The 20,331-nt window shown below is 68.6% G+C and carries 18 protein-coding genes; 10 read left to right on the top strand and 8 right to left on the bottom strand.

The window, feature by feature from the left end; all coding sequences use genetic code 11:
• Nucleotides 1–27: 27 nt before the first annotated feature.
• Both HNQ67_RS08390 and HNQ67_RS08385 read right to left on the bottom strand, forming a co-directional pair.
• Nucleotides 28–1,704 carry a lytic transglycosylase domain-containing protein gene (locus tag HNQ67_RS08390; RefSeq protein ID WP_343054855.1) on the bottom strand — a complete coding sequence of 559 codons (1,677 nt, stop codon included), beginning with the start codon at nt 1,702–1,704 and terminating at the stop codon, nt 28–30.
• A 148-nt stretch (nt 1,705–1,852) separates the two neighbouring features.
• Nucleotides 1,853–2,647, bottom strand: a complete 795-nt coding sequence (locus HNQ67_RS08385) for a uracil-DNA glycosylase (RefSeq protein ID WP_183254352.1) — start codon at nt 2,645–2,647, stop codon at nt 1,853–1,855.
• A 201-nt stretch (nt 2,648–2,848) separates the two neighbouring features.
• On the opposite strand from HNQ67_RS08385, the gene HNQ67_RS08380 reads away from it, so the two are divergent.
• The 5 genes from HNQ67_RS08380 (at nt 2,849) to HNQ67_RS08360 (ending at nt 9,203) form a co-directional block, all read left to right on the top strand.
• Nucleotides 2,849–4,504 carry an electron transfer flavoprotein-ubiquinone oxidoreductase gene (locus HNQ67_RS08380; RefSeq protein WP_246347530.1) on the top strand — a complete coding sequence of 552 codons (1,656 nt, stop codon included), beginning with the start codon at nt 2,849–2,851 and terminating at the stop codon, nt 4,502–4,504.
• A 56-nt stretch (nt 4,505–4,560) separates the two neighbouring features.
• The gene (locus tag HNQ67_RS08375) at nt 4,561–6,423 is read left to right on the top strand and encodes a tetratricopeptide repeat protein (protein WP_183254348.1); all 1,863 of its coding nucleotides are present in this window, start codon (nt 4,561–4,563) and stop codon (nt 6,421–6,423) included.
• 3 nt (nt 6,424–6,426) lie between these two features.
• Complete coding sequence (locus HNQ67_RS08370) at nt 6,427–7,293, top strand: 4-(cytidine 5'-diphospho)-2-C-methyl-D-erythritol kinase (RefSeq protein ID WP_183254345.1); 867 nt, start codon at nt 6,427–6,429, stop codon at nt 7,291–7,293.
• Between the two features lie 217 nt (nt 7,294–7,510).
• A complete protein-coding gene (locus HNQ67_RS08365; RefSeq protein ID WP_183254343.1) occupies nt 7,511–8,176 on the top strand; it encodes a fasciclin domain-containing protein in 666 nt (221 codons plus the stop codon).
• A gap of 103 nt (nt 8,177–8,279) precedes the next feature.
• The gene (locus tag HNQ67_RS08360; protein WP_183254341.1) at nt 8,280–9,203 is read left to right on the top strand and encodes a hypothetical protein; all 924 of its coding nucleotides are present in this window, start codon (nt 8,280–8,282) and stop codon (nt 9,201–9,203) included.
• A gap of 96 nt (nt 9,204–9,299) precedes the next feature.
• Here the strand turns inward: HNQ67_RS08360 and HNQ67_RS08355 are convergent, their stop codons facing one another.
• Nucleotides 9,300–10,082 carry a polysaccharide deacetylase family protein gene (locus HNQ67_RS08355; protein WP_183254339.1) on the bottom strand — a complete coding sequence of 261 codons (783 nt, stop codon included), beginning with the start codon at nt 10,080–10,082 and terminating at the stop codon, nt 9,300–9,302.
• 101 nt (nt 10,083–10,183) lie between these two features.
• Here HNQ67_RS08355 and HNQ67_RS08350 point away from each other — a divergent pair, with 101 nt between their 5' ends.
• Nucleotides 10,184–11,080, top strand: coding sequence for a glycine--tRNA ligase subunit alpha (locus tag HNQ67_RS08350; protein WP_183254336.1), 897 nt, complete (start codon nt 10,184–10,186; stop codon nt 11,078–11,080).
• The gene (gene glyS, locus HNQ67_RS08345; protein WP_183254334.1) at nt 11,080–13,482 is read left to right on the top strand and encodes a glycine--tRNA ligase subunit beta; all 2,403 of its coding nucleotides are present in this window, start codon (nt 11,080–11,082) and stop codon (nt 13,480–13,482) included. Before HNQ67_RS08350 ends, glyS begins: the two co-directional genes overlap by 1 nt.
• A gap of 234 nt (nt 13,483–13,716) precedes the next feature.
• On the opposite strand, the gene HNQ67_RS08340 is transcribed toward glyS, so the two are convergent.
• From HNQ67_RS08340 to HNQ67_RS08330, 3 genes are all read right to left on the bottom strand, one after another.
• Nucleotides 13,717–14,520, bottom strand: coding sequence for an inositol monophosphatase family protein (locus HNQ67_RS08340; protein WP_183254332.1), 804 nt, complete (start codon nt 14,518–14,520; stop codon nt 13,717–13,719).
• Nucleotides 14,521–14,643: 123 nt separating this feature from the next.
• Nucleotides 14,644–15,210 (bottom strand): elongation factor P, encoded by a 567-nt coding sequence (gene efp / locus HNQ67_RS08335; RefSeq protein ID WP_183254329.1) that lies wholly within the window; start codon nt 15,208–15,210, stop codon nt 14,644–14,646.
• Nucleotides 15,211–15,300: 90 nt separating this feature from the next.
• Complete coding sequence (locus tag HNQ67_RS08330) at nt 15,301–15,846, bottom strand: TspO protein (protein WP_183254327.1); 546 nt, start codon at nt 15,844–15,846, stop codon at nt 15,301–15,303.
• A 197-nt stretch (nt 15,847–16,043) separates the two neighbouring features.
• Between HNQ67_RS08330 and HNQ67_RS08325 the strand changes: the two genes are divergently transcribed.
• On the top strand, nt 16,044–16,922 hold the full coding sequence (locus HNQ67_RS08325; protein WP_183254325.1) for a CPBP family intramembrane glutamic endopeptidase: 879 nt from the start codon (nt 16,044–16,046) through the stop codon (nt 16,920–16,922).
• Here HNQ67_RS08325 and bfr read toward each other — a convergent pair.
• Nucleotides 16,919–17,419, bottom strand: coding sequence for a bacterioferritin (gene bfr / locus HNQ67_RS08320; protein ID WP_183254324.1), 501 nt, complete (start codon nt 17,417–17,419; stop codon nt 16,919–16,921). The genes HNQ67_RS08325 and bfr overlap by 4 nt on opposite strands.
• A gap of 152 nt (nt 17,420–17,571) precedes the next feature.
• The gene (locus tag HNQ67_RS08315) at nt 17,572–17,757 is read right to left on the bottom strand and encodes a (2Fe-2S)-binding protein (RefSeq protein WP_183254322.1); all 186 of its coding nucleotides are present in this window, start codon (nt 17,755–17,757) and stop codon (nt 17,572–17,574) included.
• Between the two features lie 131 nt (nt 17,758–17,888).
• Here HNQ67_RS08315 and thiE point away from each other — a divergent pair, with 131 nt between their 5' ends.
• Both thiE and HNQ67_RS08305 read left to right on the top strand, forming a co-directional pair.
• Nucleotides 17,889–18,548 (top strand): thiamine phosphate synthase, encoded by a 660-nt coding sequence (thiE, locus tag HNQ67_RS08310; RefSeq protein WP_183254319.1) that lies wholly within the window; start codon nt 17,889–17,891, stop codon nt 18,546–18,548.
• 74 nt (nt 18,549–18,622) lie between these two features.
• Nucleotides 18,623–20,314, top strand: coding sequence for a sensor histidine kinase (locus tag HNQ67_RS08305; RefSeq protein ID WP_221247809.1), 1,692 nt, complete (start codon nt 18,623–18,625; stop codon nt 20,312–20,314).
• Nucleotides 20,315–20,331 lie beyond the last annotated feature (17 nt).

Genomic DNA, 20,331 nt, shown 5'->3' with positions numbered 1-20,331 from the left:
CGCTCCTGATCGCCGGCCTGTAGCCCGCTAGCGAGCGCCCCCGACCGTCGGGACCAAGGCGATCTCAAGCGCATGCCCGGGCGCCGCCGGCGGCACATAGTCCAGCGCCAACGGAATCAGGGTCGCGCCCGAGGCCACCGCGTCCAGCGTGTTTAACGGCAGTCCGTTGAGGCGCTGGTAAATCCAGTAGGCCGCCACGACCTTCTCCACATAATCCCGCGCCTGCGGCACGTCGATCGACTCGATCAGCAGCAGCGGGTCGGCGTCCTGGCCCAGTTTCCGCACCGCCGCGACCATCGGCCCCGGCCCGGCGTTGTAGGAGGCCGCGACCCTCAGCAGGTCGCCGTTGATGGCCGGCATGGCCAGCACCTTGTTGACATAGGCCTGACCCAGCCGCGCATTCACCGCCGGATCATAAAGGAGGTCCGGGCTCGCGACATAAACCCGGTCGTTGGCCAGTTCCGCCGCTGTGGTCGGCATCACCTGCATCAGGCCGTAGGCCCCGACCGCCGACCGGGCGCGGGAATCGAAATTCGTCTCCTTGCGGGCGATGGCGTAGACCAGCGACCGCTCGATGGTGAAGCCGCCGGCCGGCTCGATCACCGGCTGCGGATAGCGGTCGGCGTCGATGCGCTCGGCCTCGTCGCTGACCCCGGTGACCCGGGGCCCGAGGGCCCGGCCCAGCGCCGCCCACAGCTTGCGGCCCTGTTCGGTCAACTCCGAGCGAAGACCCGTGCGCAATTCGTCGCGCGCCTCGGTCCTGCGTCCGACCTCTGAATAGGCCACCGTGCGGCGCGCCCGGTCGTCCGAGCGGATGAAGGCGTTCAGCGCCTCGGCGTCCACGTCGTCGTCGCGCCATGCGGCGCGCTGCGACCGGGCTTCCGATTGATAGGGGCGCGGGCCCAGGTTTTCTATGGTCGGCTCCTCGCCAAGCTGCCGCAAGGCGATCTGGCCATAGAAGGTCGCTGGCCAGATCCCGGCCTGCCGCAGCAGCGGCCGCACGCGATCCTGCTGACCGGAGCGCGCGGCGCTGCGGGCCGCCCAGAAGGCGGCGCCCGAGCGGATCCATCCGTCTTCGGTCGGATCGTCCAGAACCCGCTCGAAGGCGTTCGCGGCCTTGCCGAACTCGCCCAGCCGGTACCGGGCCAGGCCGACCACCCACCAGTCGCCGATCTGTTCGCCCAATGTGACTGCGCCGGTCAGGTCGTCATGGTTCAGCGCGATCCGCGCCGCCTTGGTCGGGTCGTCGGGCGAGGCCCCGCCGCCGGCCTGCACAACGGTCGACCAGGTCCGGCCGCTGATGCTCGATGGCCGCTTCGGCTCGGGCGCCCCGTCGGGTCGGCGGCGCAGGGCCAGGTTATAGGCACGCGGCGCCACCGGCAGGTCGGAATACTCCTCCAGCCACGCCGCGAGTTCCTCGTAGGTCGCCGAATAATCGGCATGGAACAGACGCTCGAACTCGACCTGACCCAGCAATACCCGGTCCTGCGCCTGCCGCGCCGAAGCGCGCGCCGCCTCCAGGTCGCCCCGGCGCAGGGCGTCGAAGGCGGTTGTGTAGCTCAGGCGATCGGCCGCGCTCAGAGCCGACACGCCGCCGCGGCGCTCATCCTCTTCGGCGTTCGCAGGGATGGCGGCGCCCAGGCACAGGGCGAACGCCAGGACGGTCGTCGACGCGGAAACTACGCGGCGGAAAGAAAACGGCACTACGGCGGCCCCCCTTAGAGCGTCAGACGGATCGTCTCGACTCGATCCACACGGCGCTGTTCGTTCGGTCGTCAGGCCGCAAAGGCGCCATTCGCCCCGGCCCATGTCAAGGATTTACCCCTTTTGGGGCAGTTTTGAGTCGGACGGGTTAATGGTCGCCGCCTTCGTCCAGCCGGGCCGCCAGCGACAGCACATCCGCCCAGGCCTGCCGCTTGGCCATCGGCTGGCGCAGCAGGAAGGCCGGGTGCAGGGTCGGCAGGGCCGGGGCCGACACTCCGCCCTCGGGCAGCCGCCACTCGCGCCACTGGCCCCTCAACTTCATGATGCCCTCGTCCACACCCAGCACCGCCTTAGACGCCGCCGCCCCGACCAGCAGCACCGCCTTCGGCTTGAGCAGGGCGAAGGCCCGCTCGACGAAGGGCGCGCATACCGCCTGCTCCGCCGGGGTCGGGGTGCGGTTGCCGGGCGGCCGCCAGAACACGGTGTTGGTGATGAATACACGGCCTTCCAGCCCCGCCTCGGCCAGCATCCGGTCCAGCAACTGGCCGGCCTTGCCGACGAACGGCTGCCCGCGTGCATCCTCCTCCCCGCCCGGTCCCTCTCCGATCAACATCACCTCCGCCTCCGGATTGCCGCGCGCGAACACTGATTGCCGTGCGCCCAACCCGCGCAGCGGGCAGCCCTCGAATTTCGCGATCGCCTGACCGAGCGCTTCCAGCGTCTCAGCTCCGGCCGCCAGCCGTCTCGCCTGGGAGATTGCGTCCGCAGCGTCCACCAGGGGGGTCACCGCCGCCGTCGCCTTCGCGACAGCCTTCACCGCCGGAGGCGGTTCGACATGCGTCCGGTCGACCGGGGCGTCGCCAAAACAGGCGTCGACCCCCGCGTCGCGCCAGAAGGCGAGCAGGCTTTCGGTCGCGGCGGCGTCGAGGTTCTGTGGCGTCATGGGCGGGTCGGAACAGGGATAGTCCTTGACCACCCTTGCGTCACCTTCCGATAAGCGGAAAACCACAAGACCCTGCTTGCGACGAGGAAATCAGCCATGGCCGAAGACGCTATCGAGGGCGGCGCGACGAACGCCTGGCAGGAAGCCGTGATCGACAACCTGCCGCCCGCCGAGGCCCTGGCCGGGGTCCAGCGCGAGGTGATGGAGTACGATGTCGTCATCGTCGGCGGCGGTCCGGCCGGGCTTGCCTCGGCCATCCGGCTCAAGCAGCGGGCCGAGAAGGACGGCAAGGACATCTCGGTCGCCGTGCTCGAGAAGTCGGCCGAGATCGGCGGCCACATCCTGTCCGGCGCGGTCATCGACCCGCGGGCTTTGAGCGAACTCTTCCCCGACTGGAAGGAACGCGGCGCGCCGCTTGAGACGCCAGTGACGAAGGACCGCTTCATGGTCCTCGGGCCGATGGGCGAGATCAGCCTGCCGATGTTCGCCCTGCCGCCGATGATGCACAACGACGGCTGCTACATCGCTTCCCTCGGCAATATCGCGCGCTGGCTGGGCGAACAGGCCGAGGCGCTGGGAGTCGAGGTCTATCCCGGCATGGCCGCCAGCCACGTCGTCTGGGATGAGCCGACCGGCCGGGTGAAGGGCGTCGTCGCCGGCGTCTTCGGCATCGACCGTCACGGCAAGCCGACCGGCGACTTCCAGCCCGGCATCGAGCTGCACGGAAAATACGTCTTCATCGCCGAGGGCGTGCGCGGCTCGCTGGCCAAGACCATCATGGCCCGCCACAACCTGTGCGACGCGGCCGAGCCGCAGAAATTCGGCATCGGTCTCAAGGAGCTGTGGCAGGTCCCGGCCGAGAAGCACCAGCCCGGCCTGGCCCAGCACACCACCGGCTGGCCGCTCGACGAATTCACCGGCGGCGGCAGCTTCATGTACCATTTCGGCGACCGCTACGTGGCCATCGGCTACGTCGTGCACCTGAACTACAAGAACCCCTTCCTGTCGCCCTTTGACGAGTTCCAGCGCTTCAAGCACCACCCCTCGATCGCTGAACACCTCGAAGGTGGAACCCGCATCTCCTATGGCGCGCGGGCCATCACCGAGGGCGGCTTCCAGTCGGTGCCGAAACTGGCCTTCCCGGGCGGCGCCCTGATCGGCTGCTCCGCCGGCTTCGTGAACGTGCCGCGCATCAAGGGCAGCCACAACGCCATGAAGACCGGCATGCTCGCCGCCGACGCCGCCTATGACGCCGTCATCGCCGGGCGGGCAGGGGACGAATTGATCGAATACCAGGCCGCCTACGAATCGAGCTGGGTCTATCAGGAGCTCAAGCGGGTGCGTAACGCCAAGCCGCTGCTGACCCGGTTCGGCACCAGCCTCGGCGGCGCGCTCGGCCTGTTCGATATGTGGTTCCAGACCCTGACCGGCGGCTTCTCACTGTTCGGGACGCTGAAGCACAGGAAGACCGACGCCGCCTCGACCGAGCCGGCCTCGAAGCACAAGCCGATCGCCTATCCCAAACCGGACGGCGTGCTGTCGTTCGACAAGCTGTCCTCGGTCTTCGTCTCCAACACCAACCATGCCGAGGAGCAGCCGGCGCATCTGAAGCTGCTCGACCCGGCGATCCCGATCCAGGTCAACCTGCCGAAATATGGCGAGCCGGCGCGTCTATACTGCCCGGCCGGCGTCTATGAAGTGGTTTATGGTGACGAGGCGGCGAAGACCGACCCGCGTTTCGTCATCAACGCCCAGAACTGCGTCCACTGCAAAACCTGCGACATCAAGGATCCGTCGCAGAACATCGTCTGGACCACGCCCGAGGGCGGCGGCGGCCCCAACTACCCGAATATGTGACAGCCTCGAAGGCGAGAGGCCTTGCCGCCGCCGCATAAAGCGGGAAGGCTCCGGTCATGCGCCTCTCGTCCCTTCGCCTGCTCCTCTCCGGCTGCGCCGTGCTGGCCTTCGCCGCGCCCGCCGCGGCCCAGGACGCGCCTATCGTCATCGATCCCCCCCTGAGGGATGGCTTGCCGGTCGTTGTTCCCGTGCCGGGGCTTGATGCGATCCCGCCGGAAGACCTCATGCCGCCGGCGGTGGTCTCGACTGAAGATCCTGCGCCCGTTGCTGAAGCCGCCGCCCCGCCGATCCCCGAGGTCTGGTCGCCAGCGCCGTTCACCGCCGACGGACAGTCCGCCTACGGCCTCTATCTGTCCGGTCGCGTCGCCAGCCTCCGGGGCCAGCAGGCCGTGGGGGCCGAGCTGCTGGCCCGCAGCCAGGCCCTGACGCCGGAACAGCCGCAGCTGGGCGGCGAAGCCTTTCTCGCCAGCCTGTTCTCCGGCGATCTCGACGCCGTAGTGCGGTTGGCGCCCTTCGTCGCGGAGACGCCCCTGTTCGCCGGCGCCGGGCGCCTCGCCATGGTGGTTCAGAACCTGCGCGACGGCGATGGCCGGGCGGCCCTGTCCCTGCTGCGGGCGGAGTCCTTCTCCGATCCCTACGGCCCCGTGTCGAGCTATCTGGCTCCGGCGGTTGCCGCCGCCGGGGGCGATTGGGACGCCGCCCTGCAACCGGTGGAGGCCCCGGTCACCCAGACCGCCGGCCTGATCCTGCGCGCCCAGCGGGCCCAGTTCCTGGAGGCCCGCGACCGTTCGGCCGAGGCGGACGCCGAATATCAGGCCGTGCTGGCCTCGAACGACGGCGCGCGCCTGTTCCGGCTCCAGTACGGCGCCTTTCTCGAACGGCAGGGCCGCAGGGATGAGGCGCTGGAGGTCTACGCCGCCGCGTTGGCCGGGGAGGCGCCGGATCCGCGCGCCCTCGCCGCTATCCGCCGTCTGCGCGCGGGCGGGCGGGCTCCCGCCGCGCCGACCATCCGCCAGATCGCCGCCGACGCGCTCTCCTTCGCGGCCATGGAAACCAGCCAGGTCGACATCCATCAGCTGTCGGCCATCTACCTGCACCTCGCCGCCGCCCTCCACCCTGACGACACCATTCTGCTCCGGCTGGCGGAGAGCCTCGACGAGTCGCACGAGGACAACGCCGCGCGCGCCGCCTTCGCCCGGGTGAGCACCGCCAATCCGATCGTTTACGCCGCCGCCCAGCTCGGCCTCGGCGTCAACCTCGTCAGCGAGGAGCGTGACCAGGAGGCGCTGGAAGCCTTCATTCGCGCCGACGCCGCTGCGCCCAACGAAGGGGTCGTCGCCGGCCTGCTGGCCCGGCAGTACTCCAATCTGGGACGGTTCGGCGAGGCTCTGGCGGTCCTCAACCGCCCCAACGTCAACACCGCCGATCAGTCCGCCGAGCTGCGCTTCGAGCGGGGCCGCGCCCTCGAACAGCTCGGCCGGATCGAGGAGGCCGAGGCAGAGCTCTGGGCCGCCCTGCAGATGGCGCCCGACAGCCCGCAACTGCTCAACCACCTGGGCTATCTGTGGGTCGACAGCGGTCGTCGCGTCGAACAGGGCGCCGAGATGATCGCCCGCGCCTTCGCCGCCGATCCGCGCGACGCCAATATCCAGGACTCTCTGGGCTGGGCCCAGTACCGTCGCGGCCAATACGAAAGCGCGGTCGAAACCCTCGAGGAGGCGGTGGCCAAACAGCCCGCCAACGCCGAGATCAACGACCACCTCGGCGACGCCTACTGGCGCGTCGGCCGTCTCCGCGAGGCCGGCTGGCAGTGGAACCGGGTGCTGACCCTTGAACCCGAGCCCGACCGCCGCGCCGAGGTCGAGCAGAAGCTGACCCGCGGCCTGCTTGCGCCGCCGGTCACCGGCAGCCAGCCCTGAGGCATGGCCACGCGAACGGCCCTCGCCCCGGCCAAGGTCAATCTGTTCCTCCACGTCGGTCCGGTCGATACCGACGGCTATCATCCGCTGGCCAGCCTGGTCGCCTTCGCCGATGTCGGCGACCGCGTCACGGTCCAGCCCGCTGGACGCCTGTCCCTGACCGTCGACGGTCGCTTCGCCGCCGGATTGGGTGGGACGGGCGACAATCTGATCCTGCGCGCCCTGCGTGCCCTGGGCGAGGCGGCCGGGATCGGCGAACCGCCGCTGGCCGTCACCCTGGACAAACGCCTGCCGATCGCCGCGGGCCTGGGCGGCGGCTCGTCCGACGCCGGCGCGGCGCTGAAGCTGGCCCGCGACCTGCTCGACCTCGCCCTGACCGACGACGCCCTGGCCGATATCGCCGCCCACATCGGCGCCGACGGCCCCATGTGCCTGCATGCCCGCACGGCCTGGGCCGAGGGCCGGGGAGGGCGGCTGACGCCCGAGCCGCGCCTGCCCACGCTGCCCGCCCTGTTGATCAATCCGGGCGTCGCCTCCCCGACCGGCGAGGTCTATCGCGCCTATGACGCCGGGCCGCCCGGCGCCGTCGACCGACCGGCGCCGCCCCACGACTGGCGGGCCGCGACGGTGATCGACTGGCTCGCGGCGCAGAGGAACGATCTGCAGGACGCCGCCGTCGCCCGCGCCCCCGCCATCGGCGACGCCCTCGCCGCCGCGGCGAGCCTTCCGGGAGCCCGGCTGGTCCGCATGTCGGGCTCGGGGGCCACCGTTTTCGCCCTGTTCGACACCCCGCGTGCGGCCGCCGCCGCCGGCGGCCGACTGGCGACAAATCGTCCCCGGTGGTGGATAACGCCGACGAATCTGGGTTAGTAACGGCCGCGCCAAGCTTTATGGCCACATATTGCCGGTATTGTGCAGGTCGTCCCGGAATCGTCTTGAGATGACCTCGCTGTGCGGACTGTTTCGCCGCATGCTGGCGCCAATATGGAACTCAGGAGGGTGTCGCGGCTTGTTTCGTGACATTTTTCATCGACACGGCTGCGTGCAACCAAGCCTCGCGCCAAAATCAAATCCAAAGGGGATACTTATGCTTCGTACCAAACTGCTGACGGCTGTCACCGCCACTGCTCTGCTGACCGCGCCGGTCGCCATGGCCCAGACCGCTCCGGCCCCGGCCGCGCCCGCGGCTGACGCCGCCGCGTCCGCCCTGCCGCCGATCTCGACCGAGAACGTGATCGAGGTGCTGAAGGCGCATGGCCGCTTCGCCACCCTGCTGCAGGCCTTCGACCAGGCCCAGCTGACCGAGACCCTCGCCACGCGCGACCGCATCACCATCTTCGCCCCGACGGACGAAGTCTTCGCGGCCCTGCCCGAGGCCGAGCGCGCGCGACTGCTTGACCCGGCCAACCTCCAGGAATTGCGTAACCTGATGCTCTATCATGTGCTGGTCGCCGATCTGCGCCCGGACCAGATCATCGGCGCGCGCGGCCCGATCGCCACCGCCGGCGGCCTTGAGGTCGACATCGATGGCACCGGCGAGGCGATCATGATCGACAGCGCCACCGTCACCGATCCGGCCATCGACGCGGCCAACGGCGGCATCTACGTCATCGATCGCCTGCTGGACCCGAACGCCGCCGCCCAGGGCGATGCGGTCGAGGCGACCGATGACACGCCGCCGCCCACCACCCACGTCAAGGACGGCGACGAGCCGGCCGCGGGCATGCCCTCCCGCGCCTCGACGCCGGAATAGGTGATCCAGGCTTCTGATGAAGGCGGCGGGCTCCGGCCCGCCGCCTTTTTCGTGTCGGCTAGGCTTTAACGGTCGGCCAACCGCTGGCGTGTATCGTCGCGGCATGGACATCCTGACCGCCGCTCAGATCGCCGCCTTCGAGGCCGTGCTGGCCCGGGTTCCGCCCGAGGACCGCGCCCGTCTTCACGGGCTCAAGGACGCCGCCGCCGACGCGGCCGCCGCCTCCGCCCCGCACTGGGATTTCGATCAGCCGGCCCACCGCGCCGAAGAGGCGCTGCAAGCCGCCTTCGGCCCCGCCCTGACCGATGATCACCGCCGCGCCCTGGTCGCCCTCTGGGCGCTGGAGATGCCGGCCCGGGTCCCCGCCGCCGACCTGCCGCAGGCTTCGCTCGAGCTCTATCCCGAATGGATCGGCCGTCTCGCCGACTTCCTCACCGCCGCCGCCGATCCCTACGACCGCGACTTCTGGGCCAAGGACGTGCGCATTTCGCTGGTGCTCAGCGTGCCCGGCGCCCGCACCCAGATGATCGACCTCAGCTCGCCCATGGGGCCGGGTCAGATTCTGCGCCACGCCCGCGAGGGCTGGGGCTGGTCGGTCATCCCCGCCTACGCCGCCGCCCAGGCCTGGAAGCCATGGCTGGAGGTGCACACCGAGAGCCGCGAACTCGGCGATTTCAACGAGGCCGGCTGGGACCGCGCCTGGGCTACGGCCGCCGAAATCCTCAAGCGCCGCCCCGAGATGGCCGGCATGCTCGGCTCCAGCTGGTTCTATGACCCGCCGCTGGAAACCATCAGCCCGCGCCTCGCCTACCTGCGCGTGAACCCGCTGAAGCACGGCGCCTTCATGGTCCATCAGGGCCCCGGCGAGATTCACACCCAGCGCGCGGGCGCCAGCTCCCCGACCCGCGCCGCTCTGATCGAGAAGGGCGAATACACCGCCCGCTCGTGGATCGTCGCCTGGCCGAGGGCCGCGCTGATCAAATGGGCCGATGCGCGGAAGGCGCAGGGGTTGAGCGAGGCGGCCTGATTTTATCTCCGCTCATCCCGGCGAAAGCCGGGACCCAGTGCTTTGGGTGATGCAGCGGAGCCGTGATCCGCACCCGCTCGTCCTGGAACGCCTGCGTCAAGCTGGACAGAACTGGGTCCCGGCTTTCGCCGGGATGAGCGGATTGTGGGTGACCACCCCCCACCCCTCGCTCACCGGCAGCACCTCCAGCCCGGCTGCCTTCGCCAGCCGCAGCACCCGGTCCAGATCGTCGGGCGTGCAGCCGTAATCCGTCGGCCGGTCGTTCACATCGTGGCCATAGGCCGTCAGCCAGCCGCGCCGTTCCGCGGCCTCGACCATCAGGGCCTCGAGGTCGTAGCCGGGCAGCCGTCGGCGCTCCAGCCCGATGCTCTTGATCAGCGCCCGATCCTCCCGTCCGCCGTTCACCCCGTCGCGCACGCCCCGCGCCATCGCGAACCGCTGGCGCACCACCCCCTTGGCCCCGACCGTCGCGTCCCCGAACGGCCAGGCGAAGGTGGTCATCCGATACCCGTCCAGCCGCTCGCTGACCCAGGCCGCATTGGCGTCCAGACTCAGCCGCAGGGCCTCCCGGTCCATCCGCAGCGCGCTCGTGTGCCCGAAGGTGTGGCAGCCGACCTCATGCCCCGCCGCGTGCAACGCCTGCAGGTGCTCGACCCGGTACTGGTCCCGATCCATGTTCAGGCCGCCCGCCAGGCCGCCGCAGACATAGTAGGTCGCCCTGACCCCATGCGCCGCCAGCACCGGCCCCGCCTCGGTCCAGGCCGTGGCCGGAAAGTCGTCGAAGCTCAGCGAGAACACGCCCTTCGCCGGCGCGATTTCCACCGCCTCCACGGCGAGATAGCGTGCGGCCCGCCGACGCATCTGGTCGATCTGCTTCATGGCCGCTGGATACCCCGGCCGCGCTTAAGGAAGCGTATGGCCTCGCCTTGCCGCAAATGGGCCGCCCGTCTAGGGTCCGCCGCCTTCTCTCCCCGGACAAAATGCCCGCTGTGACCACCGAACCGCTCGCCTTCCAGGACCTCATCCTGACGCTCCAGAAATACTGGGGCGATCAGGGCTGCGCCATTCTCCAGCCCTATGACATCGAGGTCGGCGCCGGCACCCTGCACCCCGCCACGGTCCTGCGCGCCCTCGGCCCGCGTCCGTGGAAGGCCGCCTATGTCCAGCCCAGCCGCCGCCCCGGCGACGGCCGCTATGGCGAAAACCCCAACCGCCTCCAGCACTATTACCAATTCCAGGTCATTCTGAAGCCCAACCCGGACAACCTTCAGGAGCTGTATCTCGGCTCGCTGGCGGCCATCGGCATCGATCCGAAACTGCACGACATCCGCTTCGTCGAGGACGACTGGGAGAACCCCACCGTCGGGGCCTGGGGCCTGGGCTGGGAGGTCTGGTGCGACGGCATGGAGGTGACCCAGTTCACCTATTTCCAGGGCGTCGGCGGCATCGAGGTCGACGTCGTCTCGGGCGAACTGACCTACGGGCTGGAGCGTCTGGCCATGTACGTCCAGGGCGTCGACAATGTTTACGACCTCAAGTTCACCAGGGAGGGCCTGACCTACGGCGAGGTCTTCCTCGAGAACGAGCGCCAGCAGTCCGAGGCCAATTTCCACGGCTATGACGTCGACGGCCTGAAACGCCGCTTCGAGGACATGGTGGCCGAGGTCGAACGCTTCCTCGCGATGAAGGGCCCGCAGGACCAGGCCTTGGTCCTGCCCGCCTACGATCAGGTCCTGAAAGCCAGCCACCTGTTCAACCTGATGGACGCCCGCGGCGCCATCGCCGTCGCCGAACGCCAGAGCTACATCGGCCGCATCAGGGACCTGTGTAAGGCCTGCGCGACGGATTGGGTCGAACGGGAAAGGGAGCGCGCCTGATGCCCCAGCTCCTCCTCGAACTCTTCTCTGAAGAAATCCCCGCCCGCATGCAGGCGGGCGCCGCGCGCGATTTCGAGCGTATGGCCGCCGACCGGCTAAAGGCCGCCGGGCTATCGTACGAATCCCTGACCACCTTCGCCGGGCCGCGCCGTCTGACCCTGGTCGTCGAGGGTCTGCCCGCCGCCACGCCCGACCGCGAGGAAGAGCTCAAGGGCCCGAAGACCTCCGCCCCGGAACAGGCGCTGGACGGCTTCCTGCGCAAGACCGGCCTGACCCGCGACCAGCTGGTCGAGCGCGATGGCGTGCTGTTCGCCGTGATCAGCAGCAAGGGCCAGCCCACCGCCGATCTGATCCCCGACATGGTCGATGGGATCGTCCGCGCCTTCCCGTGGCCCAAGTCGATGCGCTGGGGCTCGGGCACGCTGCGCTGGGTCCGACCGCTGAAGCGGATCGTGGCCCTGTTCGACGGCCATGTGGTCCCATTCGAGATCGACGGCGTGGTCTTCGGCGACGTCACCGAGGGCCACCGCTTCCTCGGCTCCGGCAAGCCCTTCGCCGTCCGCGACTTCGCCGACTACCGCAAGAAGCTCGAGGACCACTACGTCCTCCTCGACGTCGCCGACCGCAAACTGCGCATCCTCGAGGCGGCGCAGAAGGTCTGCGCCGACCGCGGCCTCGCCCTCGTCGACGACGACGGCCTGCTCGACGAGGTCGCCGGCCTGGCCGAATGGCCGACGCCCATCCTCGGCGACATGGACCCCCAGTTCCTCGACCTGCCGCCCGAGGTGGTCCAGTTGTCGATGAAGGTGCACCAGAAATACTTCGCCGTCCGGGACCCGGCCACCCACCGCCTCGCCCCCCATTTCGTCGTCGTCGCCAATGTAGAGGCCTCGGACGGCGGCAAGGCGCTCGCCGCCGGCAACAGCCGCGTCCTCTCGGCCCGCCTGAACGACGCCCGCTTCTTCTGGGACGAGGACCTCAAGACCGGCTTCGACGTCTGGAACGACAAGCTCAAGGGCGTCACCTTCCACGCCAAGCTCGGAACCCTCGCCGAACGCGTCGACCGCATCGCCGCCCTCGCCCGCGAGATCGCCCCCCTCGTCGGCGCCGACGCCGACGAGGCCGAACGGGCCGCCCGTCTGGCCAAGGCCGACCTCGCCAGCGGCATGGTCGGGGAGTTTCCGGAACTGCAGGGTGTGATGGGTGGCTACTATGCCCGCGCCATGCCCCCCTCGAACCCGGCTGCGCCGGCTTCGGTCCCCCCGGCGGGGGGACATCCGCCCACACAGTCTCCCCCCGCTGGGGGGAGTACCCGCGAAGCGGGGGAGGGGGGCCATGGCGACGTCATCGCCGACGCCGTCCGCGACCATTACAGGCCGCAGGGCCCCGCCGACACCGTCCCGACCGCCCCCCTGACGGTCGTCGTCGCCCTCGCCGACAAGCTCGACACCCTCGTCGGCTTTTTCGCCATCGACGAAAAGCCGACGGGTTCGAAGGACCCGTTCGCCCTGCGCCGCGCGGCGCTGGGGGTGATCCGGCTGGTGCTGGAGAATGACGTGCGGGTGCCGCTGAAGAGCCTCGTCAAACGTGCGCAGTCCGAGATCATGATTTGGGGCAGTCAGCGGCGAGCTTGTGCTGTGGTCGCGGTTGGGCCGCTTCAAATCGAAAGTGTTTGGTCAAGCAAAGACTTCGCGGGACCCGGTCGCGATTTCGAGATGGCCTTCGACGTCGCTGAGATCGAGAAATCCAGCCTCCCTGCCGAACAAGTCTGGTTCATTCAGGACGAGGAGCCCTCGATCTATGGCGGCTGCTATTCCGAGGAAGGACTCTCTGACATCCAGAAGCATCTTCTCTTGGCCATGCCCGGTCCAGAGCTTTTCTCGGAGCAACTCCTCGCCTTCTTCGCCGACCGCCTGAAGGTCCTCCTCCGCGATCAGGGCAAGCGCCACGACCTCGTCGACGCCGTCTTCGCGCTCGGCGACGACGACCTCGTCCGCATCGTGCGGCGGGTCGAGGCGCTCGACGCCTTCCTCGCCACCGACGACGGGGCCAATCTGCTGGCCGGCTACAAGCGCGCCTCCAACATCCTGCGCGCCGAGGAGAAGAAGGGCCCGCTGCCCGCCGGAGAGCCCGTCGCCCTGACCGGCGCCCCGGCCGAGGAGACCGCCCTGATCGCCGCGGTGTCGACCGCCGCCGCGGCCGTCGACGCCGCCCTCCAGACCGAGGACTTCGCCGCCGCCATGCGCGCGCTGGCCGCCCTGCGCGCCCCGGTCGACGCCTTCTTCACGGCGGTGATGGTCAACTCCGACATCGCCGCCGAACGCGACAACCGCCTGAAACTGCTCGGTCAGGTCCGCGCCGTCATGGGCCGGGTCGCGGACTTCGGCATGATCAGCGGCTAGGGCAGGGACTCAGCCCCTTGTCATCCCGGACGCCGCAGGCGATCCGGGACGGTGGTTGCGAACACGAGAAACTGCCCGGAAATCGCAGCGCGATTGTCCGGGCGACAGGTGGCCCCCACGCTGATCCTGACCTGTCTCCCAGATAGCCGCTGACGCGTCTTCCGGGAGGGTGGGGTTTGCAGGCAGACCGTCCCGGCTCTCCGCTTCGCTGCGGCCGGGATGACAACCGCGGCGCTACCCCCGCAGCACTTTCCGCAGCTGCCCGTGGATGTCCGTGTTGGCCGCGAGTATCTGCTTGCCGCCCATCGGGTCGCCGTCCTCGTCGATGGTGGTGACGATCCCGCCCGCCTCGGTGACGAACAGGATGCCCGCCGCCACGTCCCACGGCTGCAGATTGCGCTCGTAATAGGCGTCGTACCGCCCCGCCGCGACCCAGGCGAAGTCCAGCGCCGCCGAGCCCAGCCGGCGGATGCCGGCCACCCGCTGGCCGACCGCATGGATGTCCTTGATGGCCTGCGCATGGCCCGTCTTGCCGATGAACGGCAGCCCCGTGGCGATCAGGCTCTCCGACAGGTCGCGCCGTCCGGCGACGCGGATGCGCTGGTCGTTCAGATAGCAGCCCTTGCCCTTTTCGGCCCAGAACAACTCATTCATGACCGGGTTGTAGGTCACCCCTGCGACGATCTCGGTATGGCCGTCCGGCGCGGTCCGCTGCAGGCCCACCGTGATGGCGAAATGCGGCATGGCGTGCATGAAGTTGGTGGTGCCGTCGATCGGATCGACGATCCACATATGCGACTTGTCAGTGCCCTCGATCAGGCCGCGTTCTTCACCCAGGAAGCCGTAGCCCGGCCGCGCCTTCATCAGCAGTTCGTAGAGGGTGTCCTCGGCCTTGATGTCGGCGGCGGTGACGAAGTCGCCGGGCCCCTTGCGCGACACCTGCAGTTGCGACACCTCGCCGAAGTCGCGCAGCATCGGCCGGGCGGTCTTGCGAACCGCATCCATCATCACTTGCAGCAGGGCGGAGGCGAGGGCCATGGAAACTTTGGGTGTGGGGCGTGGGGTGGGGGGTGGGATGTAGGGTGTAGGGTGTGGAGATGAGACGAGGGCGGATAGGCGAGGGCCAGTTCTCCCTACACCCCAAACCCTGCACCCCACACCCTAATCAGCGCGGCGGACGTATTCGCCGGTGGTGGTGTCGACGACGATCTTCTCGCCGACGCCCATATAGGGCGGGATCATGATGCGGACGCCATTGTTGGCGATGGCCGGCTTGTAGGACGACGAGGCGGTCTGGCCCTTCACCGTCGGCTCGGTCTCGACAACCTCCAGCGTCACCTGGTCGGGCAGCGACAGGCCGATCGGGCGCTCCTCGTGGCTTTCGATGACCACCTTCATGCCCTCCTGCAGATAGGGGATGCGGTCGTCGCCGACCCAGTCCTTCTGCAGTTCGATCTGCTCGTAGTTCTCGTCGTTCATGAACACCAGGGTGTCGCCGCCGTCGTACAGATAGCTGTAGTCGCGCTGCTCCAGCGTCACCCGCTCGACCTTGTCCTCCGACCGGAAGCGTTCGTTCAGCTTGTTGCCGGTCTCGAGGTTCTTGGCCTCGACGTTGGCGAAGGCGCCGCCCTTGCCCGGCTTGACGTGGCTGGCCTTGGTGACGACCCACAGGCCGCCGTTCACTTGCAGGACCATGCCGGGCTTGATGGTGTTGCCGTTGATTTTCATCGCAGTCTCGGAAGGGTTTGGGCGCAGCCCTGACGGCGCGCGCGACGGGGCGTCCTAGAGGAAGCCGTCTCATCCGGCAAGGCGCGGCGCTCAGTGCACCGTCGGCATGTCCTCGGCCTTGTCCTGCACCTTGTTGGCGATCCGCACCCCGCCGCCCATGGGCGAGGCCATCTTGCCGGCCCGGGTGTCGATCTTGCGCGCCTCGTGGGCGAAGGCCGCCGCCATGCCCGCCGACGACATCGCCGCCGCGATCTGTAGCGCCCGCCCGGCCGGCCGCAGGGCGATCCACACGGCGTTCAGCGCCTGGGCCCCGGCCCACAGCGTCATCGCCACCGTCCGCTCACGAGCGGGCGGGGCGTTCCACACCCGCACCGCCGACAGGGTCGTCACCGAGAACACCGCCGGCAGGATCAGGCTCAGCGGCCCGCGCGGCCGCTCCGTCACCGGCGCATCATCGTCATCCGGTCGGTCGCGGGTCGGAGACAGGGTCCGCGTAGCGAACACCGTCGCCACCAGCGCAAACCCGACGGTCAGTCCGACCCCCAGCAGCACATGCCCAGGGTGACGGCCTTTCGCATTCAGAAAGCCGGTCGCGGCGTCGCGCGCGTCGTCCACAAGCTCGTCGATGTCGGTCATGGTCGGCTCCTGTCCTGTTTGGAGACAATGGGAAGGGATAGGTGCGGTTCCGTCGGAATTTGAGCGTTCGCCTGCCAGACGTCTTCACGACACAAAAATCCGACTCGCGCGTCCATTGGTGACGGGTGCGCACAAATCTATTCCCGGTTGCGCAGAATCGTGGCTACGATTCGTGGTCGAGACATCCAGAGACGCCAATGACGTCGCGCAGACTGACGCAAACGTTGCCCGCAGCCCTCGTGGCATTGACGTGGTGGACCCTCGTGTCCCGGCCGGGCGTCGTCGATCCGGCGTTCGCGGGTACGATCTATGTTGCAATGTTTGCCGTGACGGTCGTCGTGTTCGGCGTGCTGTTTCTGGCCCTGCGCGTCGCAACCGGCGGCTCTGTCATCTACTGGAGCACGAACCGCCGGGATCAGGTCCGCCCCATCGGGTGGATGATCGTCGCGGGCGTAGCGGTAATGCTGGCTGCCGGCTCGATCCTCGCCGGACTGGGCCTCTTTGACGTTGGCGCCGCGTGGGCGACCTCCCTCCTGGCCTGGACCCTGGTGCCGGCGGCGTTCCTGCAGTTCAAATGGGTGATCTGGCCCACTCGGTTAAGCCGTCCCGGGCCGCTCAAGCTGTTGCTGTTTGGGGTGGTCGCGATCTGCGTCGCCGCTGCCTGGAGCTACGCGGCCTTCTCCGCCGCCCCGGCCGCATCGAGGATTCCATGGGACGAAAGCGTGATCGTCAGCCTAGGCGCCGTGATCGTCGGTGCGACCGCTGAAGAGGTTATCTTCCGGGTTCTGTTGCTGACGGCGCTCCTGGACCGGACCGGATCGCGGCTACAAGCCGTGTTTCTGTCCAGCGTCGCATTCGGTTTGACGCATGTCCCCGGGGAAATGGCGCAATCTGTCGCGGCGGGCGATTGGACGATGATTCAACTGATCGCCCACGAATATGCGCCGCAGTTTCTGATCCAGACCCTGACGGGTCTGTTCCTCGGCGTGATTTGGCTCCGGACAGGTTCCATCGTCCTCATCGCGGCGACCCATGCGCTTTTCAACACGGGCGGTATGCTGGCTAGCGGCTTCTAGTTCCCCGTCGCGCTCTTGTCCGGGGCGATCTCGGTCATGGCCGACTGCAGATAGTTCTGCTCGCCCAGCTGTTCGATCAGCTTCTGCTGCGCCTCGAGGAAGTCGATGTGCTCCTCGGTGTCGCCGAGGATGCGCATCACCAGATCGCGGCTGACATAGTCCTTGGCCGTCTCGAACTGGGCCACGGCGGCGACGACCACGGTGCGCGAGTCCATTTCCAGGGCCAGATCGGCGCCGAGGCATTCGATCGCGCTCTCGCCGATCTTCAGCTTGTGCAGATCTTGCAGATTGGGCAGGCCGTCGAGGAACAGGATGCGCTTGATCAGCATGTCGGCGTGTTTCATCTCGCCGATCGACTCGTCGTAGATGATCTGGCCGAGGTGTTTCAGCCCCCAGCTCTCGAACATCCGGGCGTGCAGGAAATACTGGTTCACCGCCGTCAGTTCGTTGGTCAGGATCGCGTTCAGCGTCCGGATGATCGCGGGGTCGCCCTTCATGGCCGTGTCCTCAAGTCGGGCGGCAAGACCGTTGGAATCGCCGCGGGGAGAACCCCTTCATACCACGCGCGAACACCTTGTGTTCACTTGCGAACACTTATCACTACATTGAAATTGCGAGTAAAAATCGCCCGCAGCAAGGACTGCGAATGCTACTCAGCAGCGAGGGCGAAGGCCTGACGGCTTTCCTGGATCATCTCGCGCATTTCGCAGACGCATTTGGCGCATTGCGCCGCGCACTGGTGGCGCAGGAACACGTCGCGCGGCCGCGTCGCGCCCGCCTCGATGGCCGAGGCGACGTCACGCTTGCGAAGACCGTTGCAGTTACAGACGTACAAGGAGCCAACCCGCGAGAGATTGCGAATGGTTCTCTATAACAGTTCCGGCCCGGCGAATGCAAGTCGTTCGCACGCCCGCCAACGACTGCGGCGGGATTGACGCGCGCGGCGCGCCGCCGCACTTCCCTCGCATGGCCAGAGAACCCGACGTCCCGCCGCGCCCGCCCTGCCGGCTATACCTGATCACCCCGCCGGCGATCGCCGACCTCGAGGCGTTCACGCGCGAACTGGACGCCGCCCTCGCCGCCGGGGACGTGGCGGCTGTGCAGATCCGGCTCAAGCCGGCCGACGACGCCGTCGTCCTGGCCGCGATCGAGGCCATCGCGCCCGTCGCCCGCGCCCGTGGCGTGGCCGTCATCCTCAACGACCGGCCCGATCTCGCCCGCCGCTCCGGCTGCGACGGGGTGCATCTGGGCCAGGAGGACGCCGCCCTGGCCGAGGCCCGGCGGCTCATGGGCCCTGACGCCATGATCGGCGTGACCTGCCATGACAGCCGGGAACTGGCCATGGATGCGGCCGAGGCCGGCGCCGACTACGTTGCCTTTGGGGCCTTCTTTCCCACGACGACCAAGGACACCCGTCATCGCCCCGACCCGGAGATCCTGTCGATCTGGCAGGAAACGGTCGAGGTTCCCTGCGTCGCTATCGGCGGGATCACGCCCGCCAACGCCGGGGGCCTCGCTCGCGCCGGAGCCGATTTCGTGGCGGTCTGCGGGGCGGTCTGGAACCACGTCGACGGGCCGGCCGCCGCCGTCCGCGATTTCAATCTCGCGCTGACCGAAAGCGCCTGACCTTCAGGGGATATTAGGAAGCCGCCCGGTAGGGATAACGCAAGACTAGGCCGCATCCCGGGACTCCCATGCTCATGAGCCGCGCGCTCGATACGTCCGAACCGGCTCCGGTCCCACCGGCCGCCCGGGCCGTGCGCCCCGCTCCGTCGGTCCCGACCAACAGTGCGATGGCCTTCTTCCGGGAGCCGTTGGCCCCGATCTTCACCGCCGTGGTGGTGTTGATTCTCGTCGTCCTGGCTATCCAGTTCGCCCGCACGGCCGGTCTCGTCGCCGCCCTCTGGGCCGCCGGCGGCGTCGCCGTCGCGGTCTGGCTGCGGAACGCCCGCGGGCCGCTGTACGATCTCTGCTTCGGCGGGCTGCTGGCCACCGGGATCGCCGCCGGAGAACTGCTGGCAGGGAACTCCTACGTCCTCACCGGTCTGTTCACCGTCACCAACATGCTGGAGATCACGGTCGCCGTGCTGTTGGCTCGCCGGTTCGCCCCGACCCTCAACCTGGCCACTGTGGAGGGCGCCTGCCGCTTCCTGCTCAGCGCCGCGGTGATCGCACCGATCCCGGCCGCCGCGGTCACCGCCGGCGGCCTCTACATGATCAACGGGGCCGACCCCGTGTACACCTTCCAGACCTGGTGGTTCGGACACGCTCTCGGCATTGCGGTGATCGGCGCCTTCGGGCTGTCGCTGACTCGACGTCATATCGTCGCCCTGCGCCAACCGGTCCGCGCCATCGAGGCCGTCGCCCTGCTCGCCCTTCTGCTGGCGGTCTGCGCCGTCATCTTCTTCCAGTCCCGGGTGAACGTCGGCTTTGTCGTCATACCGATGTTGATCCTGATAGCCGCCCGCTTCCGGGTTCTCGGGGTGTCCGCCGGCCTCGTGATCGTGGCCCTCACTGCGGTTGGCGGCACCATGCTCGGGCGCGGCCCCTTCATTTCCGCCGGCCCGGACCTCGCTGATCAGGCCTTGCTGGCCCAGTTGATGGTGCTGTTCGGCTGCATGCCGATCCTGCTGATCGCCTCCCTGCTGGAAGAGCGGGACCGCCTGTCCGACCGCGCCAAGGCCGGCCAGGCGCGTGCAGAACGGGCTTCGGAGGCCAAGTCCCGCCTGCTGGCCAATGTCGCCCATGAGATCAAGAGCCCCGTCGGCGGCGTCATCGGCATCGGCGAACTGTGGAAGACCGGCCAACTCGGTGCGATCACCCCCACCCAGTCCGAGATGGCCGAGATGCTCGTCAAGACCGCGCGCCAGGTCGAGGCGCTCGCCCACGACCTGCTCGACGTGGCCCGCGCCGAGTCCGGCGCTGTAAAGGTTGAGCTGCGTCCCACCGACGTTCCGGGCGTGCTCGAGGATGTCCGCCGCTCGATCGCGCTTCGCCCCGAAGCAAAGGACATCCGCCTGCATGTGATCAACGAGGGCGACGGCCTCATCGCCCTGGCGGACTCCCAGCGGCTGACCCAGGTCATCTCCAACCTCGCCTCCAACGCGGTCAAATACGGCGGTGCCGGCGGCCTGGTCGTGTTCCGCGCCAGCAAGGTCTACGACGGCGTCCGTATTGAGGTGATCGATCAGGGTCCCGGCCTGTCGCCGGAGAAACAGGCCCAGCTGTTCGAGCCGTTCAACCGCCTCGGCCTCGAGCGTTCGGCGGTCGAGGGTCACGGCATCGGCCTGGCCCTCGCCAAGCGGCTGGTCGAGCTGCAGGGCGGCACGATCGGCGTCGTCTCGACACCGGGCGAAGGCGCTGCCTTCTGGGTCGAACTGCCCGCGGCCTGAACCGCCACGCTTTGCGA

The sequence above is a fragment of the Brevundimonas basaltis genome (assembly GCF_014202075.1).
GTDB lineage: Bacteria > Pseudomonadota > Alphaproteobacteria > Caulobacterales > Caulobacteraceae > Brevundimonas > Brevundimonas basaltis.
Note: the sequence above shows the minus strand (reverse complement) of the source record. Positions and strands in the feature narration are given on the sequence as shown.